General features: G+C 71.4%; 18 protein-coding genes and 1 pseudogene. 2 read left to right on the forward strand and 17 right to left on the reverse strand.

Features of this window, described 5'->3' with window-relative positions; genetic code table 11:
* Positions 1-198 precede the first annotated feature (198 nt).
* The 7 genes from AB0M62_RS03990 to hisI form a co-directional block, all read right to left on the reverse strand.
* Positions 199-417 carry a tryptophan synthase subunit(beta) gene (locus AB0M62_RS03990; protein ID WP_366072507.1) on the reverse strand — a complete coding sequence of 73 codons (219 nt, stop codon included), beginning with the start codon at positions 415-417 and terminating at the stop codon, positions 199-201.
* Between the two features lie 8 nt (positions 418-425).
* On the reverse strand, positions 426-1,235 hold the full coding sequence (trpC, locus tag AB0M62_RS03995) for an indole-3-glycerol phosphate synthase TrpC (protein WP_366072508.1): 810 nt from the start codon (positions 1,233-1,235) through the stop codon (positions 426-428).
* A gap of 160 nt (positions 1,236-1,395) precedes the next feature.
* Positions 1,396-1,776, reverse strand: coding sequence for a DUF2752 domain-containing protein (locus AB0M62_RS04000; RefSeq protein WP_366072685.1), 381 nt, complete (start codon positions 1,774-1,776; stop codon positions 1,396-1,398).
* A 157-nt stretch (positions 1,777-1,933) separates the two neighbouring features.
* Positions 1,934-2,182: an HGxxPAAW family protein gene (locus tag AB0M62_RS04005; RefSeq protein WP_366072509.1), complete on the reverse strand. Its 249-nt coding sequence runs from the start codon at positions 2,180-2,182 to the stop codon at positions 1,934-1,936.
* A gap of 78 nt (positions 2,183-2,260) precedes the next feature.
* Positions 2,261-2,965: a TIGR02234 family membrane protein gene (locus AB0M62_RS04010; RefSeq protein ID WP_366072511.1), complete on the reverse strand. Its 705-nt coding sequence runs from the start codon at positions 2,963-2,965 to the stop codon at positions 2,261-2,263.
* A gap of 14 nt (positions 2,966-2,979) precedes the next feature.
* Positions 2,980-4,467 (reverse strand): anthranilate synthase component I, encoded by a 1,488-nt coding sequence (locus AB0M62_RS04015; RefSeq protein WP_366072513.1) that lies wholly within the window; start codon positions 4,465-4,467, stop codon positions 2,980-2,982.
* 15 nt (positions 4,468-4,482) lie between these two features.
* Positions 4,483-4,863, reverse strand: coding sequence for a phosphoribosyl-AMP cyclohydrolase (hisI, locus tag AB0M62_RS04020; RefSeq protein ID WP_366072514.1), 381 nt, complete (start codon positions 4,861-4,863; stop codon positions 4,483-4,485).
* 125 nt (positions 4,864-4,988) lie between these two features.
* Between hisI and AB0M62_RS04025 the strand changes: the two genes are divergently transcribed.
* Entirely contained in the window at positions 4,989-5,627 is a 639-nt protein-coding gene (locus AB0M62_RS04025) for a TIGR03085 family metal-binding protein (RefSeq protein ID WP_366072515.1), read from the forward strand.
* 51 nt (positions 5,628-5,678) lie between these two features.
* On the opposite strand, the pseudogene AB0M62_RS04030 reads toward AB0M62_RS04025, so the two are convergent.
* The 10 genes and pseudogenes from AB0M62_RS04030 to hisD form a co-directional block, all read right to left on the reverse strand.
* A pseudogene (locus AB0M62_RS04030) lies at positions 5,679-6,603 on the reverse strand (hypothetical protein).
* Positions 6,604-6,617: 14 nt separating this feature from the next.
* Positions 6,618-6,752, reverse strand: coding sequence for a hypothetical protein (locus AB0M62_RS04035; protein WP_366072516.1), 135 nt, complete (start codon positions 6,750-6,752; stop codon positions 6,618-6,620).
* A gap of 72 nt (positions 6,753-6,824) precedes the next feature.
* Positions 6,825-7,580 carry an imidazole glycerol phosphate synthase subunit HisF gene (gene hisF, locus AB0M62_RS04040; RefSeq protein ID WP_366072517.1) on the reverse strand — a complete coding sequence of 252 codons (756 nt, stop codon included), beginning with the start codon at positions 7,578-7,580 and terminating at the stop codon, positions 6,825-6,827.
* Positions 7,577-7,975: a RidA family protein gene (locus tag AB0M62_RS04045; protein WP_366072518.1), complete on the reverse strand. Its 399-nt coding sequence runs from the start codon at positions 7,973-7,975 to the stop codon at positions 7,577-7,579. Before AB0M62_RS04045 ends, hisF begins: the two co-directional genes overlap by 4 nt.
* Positions 7,972-8,697: a bifunctional 1-(5-phosphoribosyl)-5-((5-phosphoribosylamino)methylideneamino)imidazole-4-carboxamide isomerase/phosphoribosylanthranilate isomerase PriA gene (priA, locus tag AB0M62_RS04050; RefSeq protein WP_366072519.1), complete on the reverse strand. Its 726-nt coding sequence runs from the start codon at positions 8,695-8,697 to the stop codon at positions 7,972-7,974. Before priA ends, AB0M62_RS04045 begins: the two co-directional genes overlap by 4 nt.
* Entirely contained in the window at positions 8,698-9,345 is a 648-nt protein-coding gene (gene hisH / locus AB0M62_RS04055) for an imidazole glycerol phosphate synthase subunit HisH (RefSeq protein WP_366072686.1), read from the reverse strand.
* Positions 9,336-9,503, reverse strand: coding sequence for a hypothetical protein (locus tag AB0M62_RS04060; RefSeq protein WP_366072520.1), 168 nt, complete (start codon positions 9,501-9,503; stop codon positions 9,336-9,338). Before AB0M62_RS04060 ends, hisH begins: the two co-directional genes overlap by 10 nt.
* Positions 9,500-10,102 (reverse strand): imidazoleglycerol-phosphate dehydratase HisB, encoded by a 603-nt coding sequence (gene hisB / locus AB0M62_RS04065; protein WP_366072521.1) that lies wholly within the window; start codon positions 10,100-10,102, stop codon positions 9,500-9,502. The genes AB0M62_RS04060 and hisB overlap by 4 nt, the downstream gene beginning before the upstream one ends.
* Complete coding sequence (locus tag AB0M62_RS04070) at positions 10,099-11,208, reverse strand: histidinol-phosphate transaminase (RefSeq protein ID WP_366072522.1); 1,110 nt, start codon at positions 11,206-11,208, stop codon at positions 10,099-10,101. Before AB0M62_RS04070 ends, hisB begins: the two co-directional genes overlap by 4 nt.
* Positions 11,205-12,563, reverse strand: a complete 1,359-nt coding sequence (gene hisD / locus AB0M62_RS04075) for a histidinol dehydrogenase (protein WP_366072523.1) — start codon at positions 12,561-12,563, stop codon at positions 11,205-11,207. The genes AB0M62_RS04070 and hisD overlap by 4 nt, the downstream gene beginning before the upstream one ends.
* Before the next feature lie 207 nt (positions 12,564-12,770).
* Between hisD and AB0M62_RS04080 the strand changes: the two genes are divergently transcribed.
* Entirely contained in the window at positions 12,771-14,360 is a 1,590-nt protein-coding gene (locus AB0M62_RS04080; protein ID WP_366072524.1) for an oxidoreductase, read from the forward strand.
* The last annotated feature ends 112 nt before the right edge of the window (positions 14,361-14,472 follow it).

The raw sequence follows: 14,472 nt of genomic DNA on the forward strand, positions 1-14,472 counted from the left end.
GCCTTGTGCCCGCGAAACCCGCACCCGGCAATGCCGGGGAGGGACGGGGCGCAGCGGCCTGTTTCTGGACGTGAAGCGTCGCAACTCGCGCGCAGCGCGGTGACCACGCGGCGGAGCCGCAGATCGATCGCAACGCAGTTCAGATGCAGGCCGCGGAGGCCCGGCACCGCACGCACCGCGCACGGAAGCCGCACCCCGCTAAAGCGCCGCTCCGTGGCGCCATCGCATGCCGTTGACCTGCCCCGGCTCCGAACCGATCACATACCGCACCCGCCGCCCGTGCACCCGTCGCGCCGGGGCCCGGCAGCCGCGTGGGCGGCAGCCGCGCGCCAGCGGCGCGTGCGGCAGGCGCGCCTGCACGCCGGACGGGCGCGGGCGGACGCCGGGCCGGGCGACGGGGCGGCGGACGGCGGTCATGGGTGCGGTCAGCTCCGTCCGTGCCGCAGCGCCGGGTGGGCGCCCGCCGCAACGAGGTCGGCGACCGCGGACTTCGGGTCGCGACCGGTGACCAGGGACTCGCCGACGAGCACCGCGTCGGCGCCCTCGTTGGCATAGGCGATCAGGTCGTGGGGGCCTCGGACGCCCGACTCGGCGATCTTGACGATGCCGGCCGGGATCTCGGGGGCCACCCGGGCGAAGGTCGAACGGTCGACCTTCAGCGTCTTCAGATCCCGCGCGTTGACACCGATGATCTTCGCGCCGGCTTCGACCGCACGCTCGGCCTCCTCCTCGTCGTGCACCTCGACGAGCGGGGTGAGGCCGATCGACTCGGCCCGCTCGATCAGGGAGACCAGAGCCTCCTGCTGGAGCGCGGCGACGATCAACAGGATGACGTCGGCGCCGTACGCCCGCGCCTCCCAGAGCTGATAGGCCGTGACGATGAAGTCCTTGCGGAGCACCGGGATGTCGACCCGGGCCCGTACGGCCTCGAGGTCGGCGAGCGAACCGCCGAAGCGGCGCTCCTCGGTCAGTACGGAGATGATGGCCGCGCCGCCCGCCTCGTAGTCGGCGGCGAGCCCGGCCGGGTCGGCGATCGCGGCGAGCGCGCCCTTCGACGGGCTGGAGCGCTTGACCTCGCAGATCACCTTGACTCCGTCGCCTCGGAGTGCGGCGACCCCGTCCTTGGCCTGGGGCGCCTTGGCGGCGCGCTCCTTGAGCTCGTCGAGGCTCACACGCGACTGCCGCTCTGCGAGGTCGGCGCGGACACCTTCGATGATCTCGTCGAGCACACTCACGCGAGCGGCCCCCTTCCGGGACGGTGACACGGGACGGTGACAGTGGTCTGGCTGGTTCACGGCGTAACGGGATCAGCACTCCCGATGGTATCCGCAGGAAGGCGTAGGCCCTGCATCCGGTTGACGGCATCCCACGTCCTGGACGGCCGGAATGCCGCATTCAGGGCGCCAGAACCGCCCCGAACGGCAGGTTCCGGGCCACCGTGAAGGCGAGGACGACCGCTCCGACGCCCCACCAGTGGACGGGGCTCAGCGCGATCACGGCCGGCCGGGACCGCACCGCCCGCACCAGCCAGACGGCGATCACCACGGCGAAGATCCCGTACCCGAGAACGGCAAGCGCGTTGGCGCCGAAGGCGGCGGCCAGGTCGCCGTGCGCGAAGGCGTGGGCACTGCGCAGTCCACCGCAGCCGGGGCAGAAGATCCCGGTGACCTTCAGCAGCGGGCACACCGGGTAGTGGCCGGGCTCATTGGGGTCGACCGCGCCGACGTACGCGAAGGCGGCGACAACGGCGGCCAGGGTGCCCACGGGCGCCGCCAGGCGGCGGGCGAGCCGCCGGCGGGCGGGAGCGGCCGGACCAGGGGTCGGCGCCGGAGCGGGGGCTGCGGTAGGGGAGGAGGCGTCCACCCGGCGATTGTCCCCGGTCACGAAGGAAGGCGCAGCCCCGGTGGGGCCGCGCCTCGCGTCGTGAGCGGGCTCAGCTGCTCTGGAGCTGCGCCTCGGCACGTGCCTGCACGGGGGCAGGAACCGCCTGCTGCTTCTGTCCGAGACCGGCGGCCTTCATCGCCATCCCGACCACACCGCCGAGCGCGACGACAACCAGGCCGGCCCAGAACCCGAGGGGGTTGGCCAGCACCATGAAGGCACCCGAGATGCAGAAACCGATGAAGGAGATGGTGACACCGGTCCAGGCGGCCGGGGTGTGTCCGTGGCTGCTGCCCGCCATGAGTTTGCTCCTTGTTGCTTTCGTTGCGCTGTCGCTGGCTATTGTCCCGCACTCAACGGGGTGAATGGGGCCGGGGTGTCAGGAGTCACGTGTCGGGTCCTCGCCCCGGTCGAGCGCCCTCCACAGTTCCTCGGGGCGCTCGGGGTCCACCGCGGTGCGCGCCTTGCGTGCCCGGGGGCTGCCGTCGCGCTCGTACCGGCCCGACATCGCGGGCCAGTTCCCGCCGTACCGAAGGGCCAGCAGCCCGGCGAGCAGGATCAGCAGGCCGCCGGCCGCCGAGACGAACGGCCAGGCAGTGTGGCTGAGGGCGTCCACCGTGGCCGCGGAGTCGGCGGCGGTCCGCGCCGCCTCCTCGTTGAGCGCGTCACTGTCCGAGGCGCCCAGGAAGGCCGCCAGCGCGGCCCCGGCGCCGCTCAGCGCGAGCAGCCCGGCCACCAGCGCCCGGGTCGCCCGGCGGACGGCGAAAACCGCGACCAGGGCAGCCAGACCCACGATGGCGAGCGCGGCCGGGACGCCGGTGACGGCACGGCCGTCGACGTCCAGCGGCAGCGTTCCACCGCCGACGGCGGCCGTCCCCTCGGCCCAGGTCTGTCCCGAGGCGAGCAGCACCACGGCCGCGCCCACCGCACCGAGCAGCAGGGCCGCGCCGACGCTGCGGCGGCTGCTCCGGGCGGCCGGCACGGCTCCGGATCCGTCGCCGGAACCGGCTGCGCCGGGCGCGGCGGCCGCATCGGCTTCGTTGTCACTGGGCGTGGGGTGGGGTACGGCACTCACGTACCCCACTATCCCCTACCGCGTCACGCGTCGTGGAGGCGGTTCGCGGTGCCCACCGCCCGCAGCACGGCCGCCGCCTTGTTCCGGCACTCCGTGTCCTCGGCGACGGGGTCGGAGTCCGCGACGACGCCCGCTCCCGCCTGGACGTACGCGGTCCCGTCGCGCAGCAGCGCGGTGCGGATGGCGATGGCCGTGTCGGAGTCCCCGGCGAAGTCGAGGTACCCGACGCAGCCGCCGTACAGGCCCCGCCGGGTGGGCTCGAGCTCGTCGATGATCTGCATGGCGCGCGGCTTGGGGGCGCCGGACAGGGTCCCGGCCGGGAAACAGGCGGTGAGCACGTCGAAGGCCGTGCGGCCGGCGGCGACCCTGCCGGTCACGGTGGAGACGATGTGCATCACATGCGAGTAGCGCTCGATCGACATGAAGTCCACGACCTCGACGCTGCCGGGCTCGCAGACCCGCCCCAGGTCGTTGCGGCCGAGGTCGACGAGCATCAGGTGCTCGGCCCGCTCCTTGGGGTCGGCGAGCAGCTCGTCGGCGAGGGCCTGGTCCTCCTGCGGGGTGGCGCCACGGTGCCGGGTGCCCGCGATCGGGTGCACCATGGCCCGCCCGTCCTCGACCTTGACCAGCGCCTCGGGGCTGGACCCGACGACGTCGAAGCCGTCGAAGCGGAAGAGGTACATGTACGGGGAGGGGTTGGTGGCCCGCAGTACCCGGTAGACGTCCAGCGCACTCGCACGGCACGGCGTCTCGAAACGCTGGGACGGTACGACCTGGAAGGCCTCGCCCGCGCGGATGCGCTCCTTGATGTCGTCGACGGCGAGCTGGTACGCCTCGCCGCCCCACAGCGCGGAGGACTCGGGCAGTTCGGACGGCGGCAGCGCCGCGGGCACGCTGTGCACGGAGCGGGCGAGGTCGGCCTCCATCGCGTCCAGGCGGGCGACCGCGTCCGCGTGGGCCTCGTCGATGCCGGTCTCGAGGTCGTTGTGGTTGATCGCGTTGGCGATCAGAAGGACGGTTCCGTCCCAGTGGTCCAGCACCGCCAGGTCCGAAGTGAGCAGCATGGTCAGCTCGGGCAGCTTCAGGTCGTCCTGCGCGTGGTCGCCGATCCTCTCCAGGCGGCGCACGATGTCGTACCCGAGATAGCCGACCATCCCGCCGGTGAACGGCGGCAGTCCGCCCGCGAGGTCCCGCGGAGTGTGCAGGGTCTCGACGGTCGCCCGCAGGGCCTCCAGCGGATCCCCGCCGACGGGGACGCCGACCGGCGGGGTGCCGATCCAGTGCGCCTCGCCGTCGCGTGCGGTGAGGGTGGCGGCGCTGCGTACGCCGATGAAGGAGTACCGGGACCAGGAGCGGCCGTTCTCCGCGGACTCGAGCAGGAAGGTGCCCTCGCGCTCGGCGGCGAGTTTGCGGTACAGCCCCACCGGGGTGTCCCCGTCCGCGAGCAGCCTGCGGCTGACAGGAATGACGCGGCGGTCGGCGGCCAGCTTGCGGAACGTCTCGAGATCCATGGCGGCTGAGCCTACCTACTGTTCAAGCGGGAGTTGGGCGGCATCGAAACACGTGCGGTCGCCGGTGTGGCAGGCGGCGCCGACCTGGTCGACCTTCACCAGAACGGTGTCGCCGTCACAGTCCAGGGCAACGGACTTGACGTGCTGGACGTGCCCGGAGGTGTCGCCCTTCACCCAGTACTCCTGACGGCTGCGGCTCCAGTACGTGCAGCGGCCGGTGGTGAGGGTGCGGTGCAGTGCCTCGTCGTCCATCCAGCCGAGCATGAGCACCTCGCCGGTGTCGTACTGCTGGGCGATGGCGGGGACGAGGCCGTCGGCGCCGCGTTTGAGGCGGGCGGCGACGGCGGGGTCCAGGCCGCTGCGCGGGGCCGGAGTCTGGGGCGTCGTGCTGGTCATACGGCCATTCTGCCGTGCCGGCGCGGCCGGGCGGGCTGTCCGGCAGGTGGGCGGGGCGCGTCCCGGGGGGCCACGCCCGGGCCGTGCCATGGCAGCGGTGCTCATACGGTCGTACGCTGACGGTCATGTCGACCCATGCGAAGCGTGAACGACTCCTTTTCGCCGATCTGTTGGAAGCGGCGGGGCCCGATGCCCCGACCCTGTGCGAGGGCTGGAAGACCCACGACCTCGCCGCGCACGAGGTGGTGCGCGAGCGCCGCCCCGACGCGGCGGGCGGGTTGCTTCTGGGCGTACTGAAGCCCCGCCTGGAGCGGGTGCAGGCCGAGTACGCGGCGAAGCCGTACGAAGAGCTGATCCAGCTGATCCGCACCGGGCCGCCGCGGATGTCGCCGTACGCCCTCAAGCAGATCGACGAGGCGGCGAACGCGGTGGAGTTCTACGTGCACGCCGAGGACGTCCGGCGGGCCCAGCCGGACTGGACCCCGCGCGAGCTCGATCCGGTGTTCGCCGACGTCCTGTGGAAGCGCCTCGAGAAGGCGGCCCGGATTCTGGGCCGCAAGTCCCCGGTCGGGCTGGTGCTGCGCCGCCCGGACGGCCAGACGGCGGTGGCGCACCGCGGGACGCCGGTGGTGACGGTGACCGGGGAGCCGGGTGAGCTGACGATGTTCACCTTCGGCCGGCAGAACGCGGCGCGGGTGGAACTGGAGGGCGACAAGGACGCGATCGCCAAGCTCCACGAGGCGAGGCTCGGCCTGACGTCCTGACGGCAGCACGTCCGGCCTGCTCTACGCCGTCGGCACCCGCCCTCGGCACCCTTACGGCAGCTCGGCGCGGCGCAGCGCCGGTGTGCACAGGCCGATGACACCGCTCGCGGCACAGATGGCGGCGCTGGCGACGAACACGGGCTGCGGGCCCCACAGGCCGATGGCGGCACCTGTGAGCGGGAAGCTGAGCGGTGCGACGCCGAGGCTGAAGAGGTTGCAGACGGAGGTGACCCGGCCCAGATAGGCCGGGTCGGCGGTGGTCTGTACAAGTGCGTGGCACAGGGCGCCGCTGAGCCCCGCCAGCAGGCCGATGCCCAGGCCGACGGCCGCGGCGGCGGGCACGGTGGGGACGAAGGCGAGCGAGCCGATCGCCACCGCGCCCAGGGTCAGCGACCACCCCTGCACGAGGCCCGCGCGCGGCAGCCGTCCGCGTACGGCCAGCAGCAGTGAGGCGGCGCCGGCTCCGGCGCCGAAGCCGCCGACGGTCCAGCCCATGCCGGCCGCACCCCACCCGCGGTCCTCGGCGAGGAGGGTGAGCCCGACGTTGAGCGGCCCCACGAAGCCCAGGTCGCCGATGCCGATGACCAGGACCAGAGCGGCCAGGGTGCGGTGGCGGCGGATGTAGCGGAGCCCGTCGATCAGATCGCGCCACAGCGTGCCGCGGCTGCTCTCCGTCTCCGCCGGGGGCAGGGCGGCGACCCGTACCGCCAGCAGCAGCACCAGCGCCGAACGGGTCGGCGATGACTCCCCCGCCGAGCATCAGCACGGCCCGTGGCAGGGCGCCGAGCGCCAGCACGAGACCGGCCTGGGACGGGCTGCCGGCCTGGACGGCGGCCCAGGACAGGGCGACGAAGTACACACTGTCGCCGACGAGCGAGGCGGTGTACGCGCCGAGCCACCGCAGCACATTGCCGTCGCGGTGCGCGGGGCGCTCCCGTACGGGCGCGGATGTGGCGGTGGTGGCCGTGGCGGCCATGGCGACGGGGCGTCTCACAGGCCGACGCCCTCCCGGGCGGCAAGCACCTCGAAGTGCAGGAAGTCGTCCGCGTTCTCCTGGAGCCGGCGCAGTGCTCGCGCGCGGTTGTTCGTTTCGCGGTCATCGGCACCGCTCACCGTCCTGGACATTGCGGTCCTCCCGATACGCACGTCGAGTGGCATGCAAATATCGCCACAGGTATCACCCGTCGACACCCAGGATCAGCGGACCGGGTGACCCGCCTCGCGCAGCGTGTTCTTCACCTGGGAGATCCGCAGATCGCCGAAGTGGAATACGGAGGCCGCCAGCACGGCGTCCGCGCCGGCGGCGATGGCGGGCGGGAAGTCGGAGAGCCTGCCGGCTCCCCCGGAAGCGATGACCGGGACGGTGACGTGCTTACGTACCGCCGCGATCATCTCGGTGTCGTAGCCGTCCTTGGTTCCGTCGGCGTCCATCGAGTTGAGCAGGATCTCCCCCGCACCCAGCTCCGCCGCCCGGTGCGCCCACTCGACGGCGTCGATGCCGGTGCCGCGACGGCCGCCGTGGGTGGTGACCTCGAACGTGCCCGCCTCGGTGCGGCGGGCGTCCACGGAGAGGACCAGCACCTGGCGGCCGAAACGCTCGGCGATCTCCTGGATCAGCTCCGGGCGGGCGATGGCAGCGGTGTTGACTCCCACCTTGTCGGCGCCCGCACGCAGCAGCTTGTCCACGTCGTCCGTGGTGCGCACGCCGCCGCCCACGGTCAGCGGGATGAAGACCTGCTCGGCTGTGCGCCGCACCACGTCGTACGTGGTCTCCCGGTCCCCGGAGGAGGCCGTGATGTCCAGGAACGTAAGCTCGTCGGCGCCTTCGGCGTCGTACAGCTTGGCCATCTCGACGGGGTCGCCGGCGTCGCGCAGGTTCTGGAAGTTGACACCCTTGACGACCCGGCCGTTGTCGACGTCCAGGCAGGGGATGACTCGGACCGCGAGGGTCATGACTCTTGTGCTCCTCGGAAGGCTTCGACCTCGACCTCTACGACCAGGCTCGGGTCCACGAAGCCGGAAACGATGATCATTGATGCGGCGGGGCGGACGGCGCCGAACAACTCCCGGTGCGCACGTCCGACCTCGTCCACGTCACGGGCGTGGGTGAGGTACATCCGGGTGCGCACCACGTGCTCACGGCCGAGGCCGAGCTCCGCCAGGGCGTCGACGGCCACACCGAACGCGGTGACCGTCTGCTCGTACGGACCGCCTGCGGCGATCATGCCGTCAACGATCGAGGTGCAGCCGGACACCAGAACGAGGCCGTTCGGCAGCTCCACCGCGCGGGAGTAGCCGAACGTCTCCTCCCACTGGCCCTTCGAGGCGACACGTCGCACCACGGTCATCCCGATACCGCCGCCAGAGCCTCTTCCAGCGTGAACGCCCTCGCGTACAGCGCCTTGCCGACGATGGCGCCCTCCACGCCCTGCGGGACCAGCGACGCGATCGCGCGCAGATCGTCGAGCGAGGAGACACCGCCGGAGGCGACGACGGGCTTGTCGGTGGCCGCACAGACGTTCTTGAGCAGGTCGAGGTTCGGGCCCTGGAGCGTGCCGTCCTTCGCGATGTCGGTGACGACGTAGCGGGCGCAGCCCTCGGAGTCCAGGCGCGCCAGCGTCTCGTAGAGGTCGCCGCCGTCGCGGGTCCAGCCGCGTCCGCGCAAGGTCGTGCCGCGTACGTCCAGGCCCACGGCGATCTTGTCGCCGTACTCGGCGATGACCTTGGCGACCCACTCGGGGGTCTCCAGGGCGGCCGTTCCGAGGTTGACCCGGGTACAGCCGGTGGCCAGGGCCGCGGCGAGGGAGGCGTCGTCCCGGATGCCGCCCGACAGCTCGACCTTGACGTCCATGGAGCGGGCGACCTCGGCGATCTGCGCACGGTTGTCGCCGGTGCCGAAGGCGGCGTCGAGGTCGACCAGGTGCAGCCACTCGGCTCCCGCACGCTGCCAGGCGAGGGCCGCCTGCAGCGGGTCGCCGTAGGAGGTCTCCGAGCCGGACTCGCCATGGACGAGGCGTACGGCCTGGCCGTCGCGGACGTCGACGGCGGGGAGGAGTTCGAGCTTCGCCATTTAAAGAGTCCCAATCCAGTTGGTCAGCAGCTGGGCGCCGGCGTCGCCGGACTTCTCGGGGTGGAACTGGGTCGCCCACAGGGCCTGGTTCTCGACGGCCGCCACGAAGGGCTCGCCGTGCGTGGCCCAGGTGACCCGGGGGACGCGGATCCTCGGGTTGGTGACCTCGAGGTTCCAGTCGTGCACGGCGTACGAGTGCACGAAGTAGAAGCGGGCGTCGGCGTCGAGGCCCGCGAACAGCTCGGAGTCGTCGGGGGCCTTGACCGTGTTCCACCCCATGTGGGGGACGATCGGGGCCTTGAGCGGGCCGACCGTGCCGGGCCACTCGTCGAGGCCGTCCGTCTCCACGCCATGCTCGATCCCGCGCTCGAAGAGGATCTGCATACCCACGCAGATGCCCATGACGGGGCGGCCGCCGGAGAGCCGGCGGTCGACGATCCAGTCGCCGCGCGCCTCCTTGAGGCCCTTCATGCAGGCCGAGAAGGCACCTACGCCGGGGACGAGCAGCCCGTCGGCGTTCATGGCCCTGTCGTAGTCGCGGGTGATCTCCACGTCCGCGCCGACGTGGGCGAGGGCCCGCTCCGCGGAGCGGACGTTGCCGAATCCGTAGTCGAAGACGACGACCTTCTTGGCTGCGCTCATTCCCAGATTCCTTGGATCCGCAGGACGCCGGCGACCAGACACATCACCGAGCCGATTGCGAGCAACACGATGAGCCCTTTGGGCATCTGCTGCTTGGAGAAGGAGTAGACACCTCCGGCGAGGAAGAGTCCGACGATGATCAGGACGGTGGAAAGCCCGGTCACAGGGCGCCCTTGGTCGAGGGCAGGATTCCGGCGGCGCGCGTGTCGTGCTCGCTGGCGTAACGCAGCGCGCGGGCCAGCGCCTTGAACTGGCATTCCACGATGTGGTGGGCGTTGCGCCCGTACGGGACGTGGACGTGCAGCGCGATCTGGGCCTGGGCGACGAACGACTCCAGGATGTGCCGGGTCATCGTCGTGTCGTAGGAACCGATCATCGGCGCCATGTTCTCCGGCTCGGTGTGGACGAGGTACGGACGGCCGGAGAGGTCCACCGTCACTTGGGCGAGCGACTCGTCCAGCGGCACGGTGCAGTTGCCGAAGCGGTAGATGCCGACCTTGTCGCCGAGCGCCTGCTTGAAGGCGGCGCCCAGGGCGAGGGCGGTGTCCTCGATGGTGTGGTGCGAATCGATGTGCAGATCGCCGTCGGTCTTGACCGTCAGGTCGAAGAGGCCGTGGCGGCCCAGCTGGTCGAGCATGTGGTCGTAGAACCCGACCCCGGTCGACACGTCGACCTGGCCCGTGCCGTCGAGGTTGATCTCGACGAGGACCGAGGTCTCCTTGGTGGTGCGCTCGATTCTTCCTACGCGACCCGCGCGAGTCATGCGTTCTGCTCCTTCTTGACTGTGCGAACCGCTTCGAGGAACGCGTCGTTCTCGGCCGGGGTGCCCGCGGTGACCCGCAGCCGACCCGGTACACCGTTGTCACGGACCAGGACGCCGTGGTCGAGGATCTCCTGCCAGGCGGCCCGGGCGTCCGCGAAGCGGCCGAACTGGATGAAGTTCGCGTCCGATTCGGTGACCTCGAACCCGAGGGCCCTCAGCTCGGTGACCAGGCGGTCCCGTTCGGCCTTGAGCTGTTCGACGTACCCGAGCAGCGTATCGGTGTGCTCCAGCGCGGCGAGCGCGGTGGCCTGGGTGACGGCGGACAGGTGGTACGGCAGGCGGACCAGCTGTACGGCATCCACCACGGCGGGATGTGCCGCGAGGTAGCCGAGGCGCAGCCCGGCCGCGCCGAAGGCCTTGGACATGGTGCGGGACAGGACGAGATTCGGCCGGCCCTCGATGAGCGGAAGCAGCGAGGGGTGATGGCTGAATTCACCGTAAGCCTCGTCGACCACCACCAGGGAGGGTTTGGCGGCCTGCGCCGCCTCGTACAGGGCCAGCACCGTGTCGGCGTCGACCGCCGTGCCCGTGGGGTTGTTGGGCGAGGTGATGAAGACGACGTCGGGCCGCTGCTCGGTGATGGTCTTCGCGGCCGCCGTCGCGTCGAGGTTGAAGTCCTCGCGGCGCGGGCCGGAGATCCAGCCGGTGCCGGTGCCGCGCGAGATGAGCGCGTGCATCGAGTACGAGGGTTCGAAGCCGATGGCCGTCCGGCCGGGGCCGCCGAAGGTCTGCAGCAGCTGCTGGATCACCTCGTTGGAGCCGTTCGCCGCCCACACGTTGGCCGGTCCCACCTCGTGGCCGGCCGTACGCGTCAGGTACTTCGCCAGCTCGGTGCGCAGCTCGACCGCGTCCCGGTCGGGGTAGCGGTTGAGGTCGCGGGCGGCCTCGCGGACGCGCTCGGCGATCCGCTCGACCAGCGGCTCGGGCAGCGGGTACGGGTTCTCGTTGGTGTTCAGGCGTACGGGCACGTCGAGCTGCGGGGCGCCGTACGGGGACTTGCCGCGCAGCTCGTCCCGGATGGGGAGGTCGTCGATTCCGATGTTCACCGGCCAGGCACCTTCCACCCGTTGTGCTGGTCCAGTTCGCCTTCGGCAAAACGCGCCTTCAGCGCCGCGCCGTGCGCGGGCAGGTCTTCCGCCTCGGCCAGTGTCACCACGTGGTGCGTGACCTCGGCCAGCGCGTCGCGCGTGTAGTCCACGATGTGGATACCGCGCAGGAAGGACTGAACGGACAGACCGGAGGAGTGACAGGCACAACCGCCGGTCGGGAGCACGTGGTTGGAGCCGGCGCAGTAGTCACCGAGCGAGACGGGCGCATAGGGCCCGACGAAGATGGCGCCCGCATTGCGGACCCGTGCGGCCACCTCGGCGGCGTCGGCGGTCTGGATCTCCAGGTGCTCGGCGCCGTACGCGTCGACGACCCGCAGGCCCTCCTCGACCCCGTCGACGAGGACGATCGCCGACTGCTTGCCCGAGAGGGCCGGAAGGATCCGGTCCTCGACGTGCTTGGTCGCGGCGATCTGCGGCTCCAGCTCCTTCTCGACCGCGTCGGCCAGCTCCACGGAGTCGGTGACCAGGACAGCGGCGGCGAGCGGGTCGTGCTCGGCCTGGCTGATCAGGTCGGCCGCCACGTGTACCGGGTCGGCGGTCGAGTCCGCCAGGACCGCGATCTCGGTGGGGCCGGCCTCGGTGTCGATGCCGATACGGCCGGTGAAGTAGCGCTTGGCTGCGGCGACCCAGACATTGCCGGGACCGGTGACCATGTTGGCCGGGGCACAGCCGTCGTCGCCGGACGTTCCGTAGGCGAACATGGCGACGGCCTGCGCGCCGCCGGCCGCGTACACCTCGTCGATCCCCAGCAGCGCACAGGCGGCGAGGATCGTCGGGTGCGGCAGGCCGTCGAAGTCGGCCTGCGGCGGGGAGGCGAGGGCGATGGACTCGACGCCCGCTTCCTGCGCCGGGACCACGTTCATGATCACGGAGGACGGGTACACGGAGCGGCCGCCGGGCGCGTACAGCCCCACGCGCTCGACCGGAACCCACTTCTCGGTGACCGTGCCGCCCGGCACGACCTGCGTGGTGTGCTCGCTGCGGCGCTGGGCGCGGTGCACGATGCGGGCGCGGCGGATGGACTCCTCCAGGGCGGCCCGTACGGCCGGATCCAGCCGCTCCAGCGCCTCGTCGAGCGCCTCGGCCGGAACGCGTACCCGCTCCAGCTTCACGCCGTCGAACCTCTCGGCGTAGTCGATCAGCGCCTCCGTGCCACGATGGCGCACGTCCTCGCAGATGGGCCGCACCTTCTCCAGGGCGGCTTCCACGTCGAACTCGGCACGGGGCAGCAGGTCGCGCAGGGCAGCACCCTCGGGAAGGGCGTCGCCGCGCAGGTCGATACGTGAGATCACGTGGCCAATTCTCTCAGACCGTCCCAGACCACCGGACGTCCGTATCACTGGCTGATACGTGTCCACCCGTCTCCCGAGCACCACCGCTCGTCCGGGCGCTTCGCGCCGCCACGCCCCTCTGGTTTCAGAAGTCGCTCATGACCACTAGCGTTCAGCCCGTCACACAGCGGGAAGAACGGCTGTACGAAATCGGGGAAAGGGGCGGCCTTGACCGAGCCGCGGGGCGACGACATGCCCGACGACCTCAGCCCGGAAGAACGGCGCATGTGGCAGGCGTTCCGCACGGGGAGCACCTGCGATCTCAGTACCCGTGTCGCGGAACACGACGATCCGATGTCGAACCTCCCATGGGGGCCGGAGCGCAGTGTGCGCGCCGACATCGTCGCGCTGCTGCTGCTCAGCGGGCCTCCGGCGCAGCCCGGGCGTGTCGCCTCGCTCAAGCTCAGGGGCGTCCAGATCAGCGGCACGCTGGATCTGTCGGGCGGCACGGTGGACCCGTACGTCGAGCTGAACGGCTGCCGGTTCGAGAACGAGCTGCTGGTGCCGGAGGCCCGTTTCACCACCCTGCGCATGGTGGGCTGCTCGATCCCGCGGATCGAGGCTGCCCGGCTGCACACCGAGGGCGACCTGCACATGCCGCGGTGCCGGGTGGCGAACGGCATCCGGCTGACGGACGCCCAGATCGGCACCGACCTGCTGATCAGCCAGATCGTGGTCCACAGGGACCGCAAGGGGCGCTCCATCGCGGCGGACGGCCTGTCGGTCGCCCAGGATCTCCAGGCCGAGATGATCGAGTCGTACGGCGAGCTGAGCCTGCGCGGCGCGAAGGTCGGGGTCTCGCTGAGCCTGCGCGGCAGCCGGCTGCGCAATCCGTACGGGCGCAGGGCCCTCAACGCCCCGCAGCTGACCGTGGAGCGCACCTTCTACATGACGGCCATCGCCCTCAACGGTGCCGACAGCGGGGGCACTCCCCCGTTCGGCACCACCAACACCCCGCTGCGCGGTACCCGGGTGCAGCGCTTCGAGTGCCAGGGGGGCATACGGCTGGACGACGGCCGGTTCGGCGACGCCGTGGACTTCGACCGGGCGCGCTTCACCCTGGAGAACGACCAGGAGGTGTCGCTGCGCCGGATACAGACACCCGAGCTGCGGTTCCTCGGCGAACGGCCGGAGCGGGGGCGGGTCGTCCTGTCAGGCGCGAGGGTCGTCAACCTGGTCGACAAATCGACCAGTTGGCCGGGTCCCGGCGGCTTCGCGATGGGCGGCTTCAGCTACGAGAACCTCGTCCCCCGCGGGCACTTCCCGCTCTCCCGGCGCCTGGAGTGGGTGGAGGCGGCGACGCCGGAGTACGCCCCGGAGCCGTACGAGCGGCTGGCCACCGTGCTGCGCAACAGCGGCGAGGACGCCGACGCCCGCGAGGTGCTCCTCGCCAAACAGCGCAGACGCCGCGAGACCCTGCCGCCGGCCGCGAAGCTGTGGGGCTTCCTGCAGGACTGGACGGTGGCGTACGGATACCGCCCCGGCCGGGCCGCGCTCTGGATGGCCGTGCTGTGGGCGGCGGGCGCGGTGGCCTTCTCCCGCTACAACCCGGCGGCGATCAAGTCGGACGAGCACCCCACCTGGAACGCCTCCCTGTACGCGCTGGATCTGCTGCTCCCGGTGATCAATCTCGGCCAGGACGGCTACTGGCGGGTCGAGGGGCGGTGGCAGTGGGCCGCTGCGGCGCTGATCCTGCTTGGCTGGATCCTCGCCACAACCGTCGCAGCAGGCGCTTCCCGGCTCCTGCGTCGCGGCTGACCCGATGTTCTTTACCTTTTCTTGACTTCGTCGATTACAACCAATGCGCCCCCACCAAAGCTTCACAGAAATCTGGTGACACGCGCCCGACCTGCGGTTTTCAATGGTCCGC

The sequence above is a fragment of the Streptomyces sp. NPDC051219 genome, from assembly GCF_040682335.1.
Classification (GTDB): domain Bacteria; phylum Actinomycetota; class Actinomycetes; order Streptomycetales; family Streptomycetaceae; genus Streptomyces.

Bases quoted from the DNA above. Each gene is read 5' to 3' on its own strand.
- AB0M62_RS03990 (WP_366072507.1), bottom strand. From the start codon at position 417: ATGACCGCCGTCCGCCGCCCCGTCGCCCGGCCCGGCGTCCGCCCGCGC.
- AB0M62_RS04005 (WP_366072509.1), bottom strand. From the start codon at position 2,182: ATGGCGGGCAGCAGCCACGGACACACCCCGGCCGCCTGGACCGGTGTC.
- AB0M62_RS04015 (WP_366072513.1), bottom strand. From the start codon at position 4,467: ATGGATCTCGAGACGTTCCGCAAGCTGGCCGCCGACCGCCGCGTCATT.
- hisI (WP_366072514.1), bottom strand. From the start codon at position 4,863: ATGACCAGCACGACGCCCCAGACTCCGGCCCCGCGCAGCGGCCTGGAC.
- AB0M62_RS04025 (WP_366072515.1), top strand. From the start codon at position 4,989: ATGTCGACCCATGCGAAGCGTGAACGACTCCTTTTCGCCGATCTGTTG.
- AB0M62_RS04035 (WP_366072516.1), bottom strand. From the start codon at position 6,752: ATGTCCAGGACGGTGAGCGGTGCCGATGACCGCGAAACGAACAACCGC.
- hisF (WP_366072517.1), bottom strand. From the start codon at position 7,580: ATGACCCTCGCGGTCCGAGTCATCCCCTGCCTGGACGTCGACAACGGC.
- AB0M62_RS04045 (WP_366072518.1), bottom strand. From the start codon at position 7,975: ATGACCGTGGTGCGACGTGTCGCCTCGAAGGGCCAGTGGGAGGAGACG.
- priA (WP_366072519.1), bottom strand. From the start codon at position 8,697: ATGGCGAAGCTCGAACTCCTCCCCGCCGTCGACGTCCGCGACGGCCAG.
- hisB (WP_366072521.1), bottom strand. From the start codon at position 10,102: ATGACTCGCGCGGGTCGCGTAGGAAGAATCGAGCGCACCACCAAGGAG.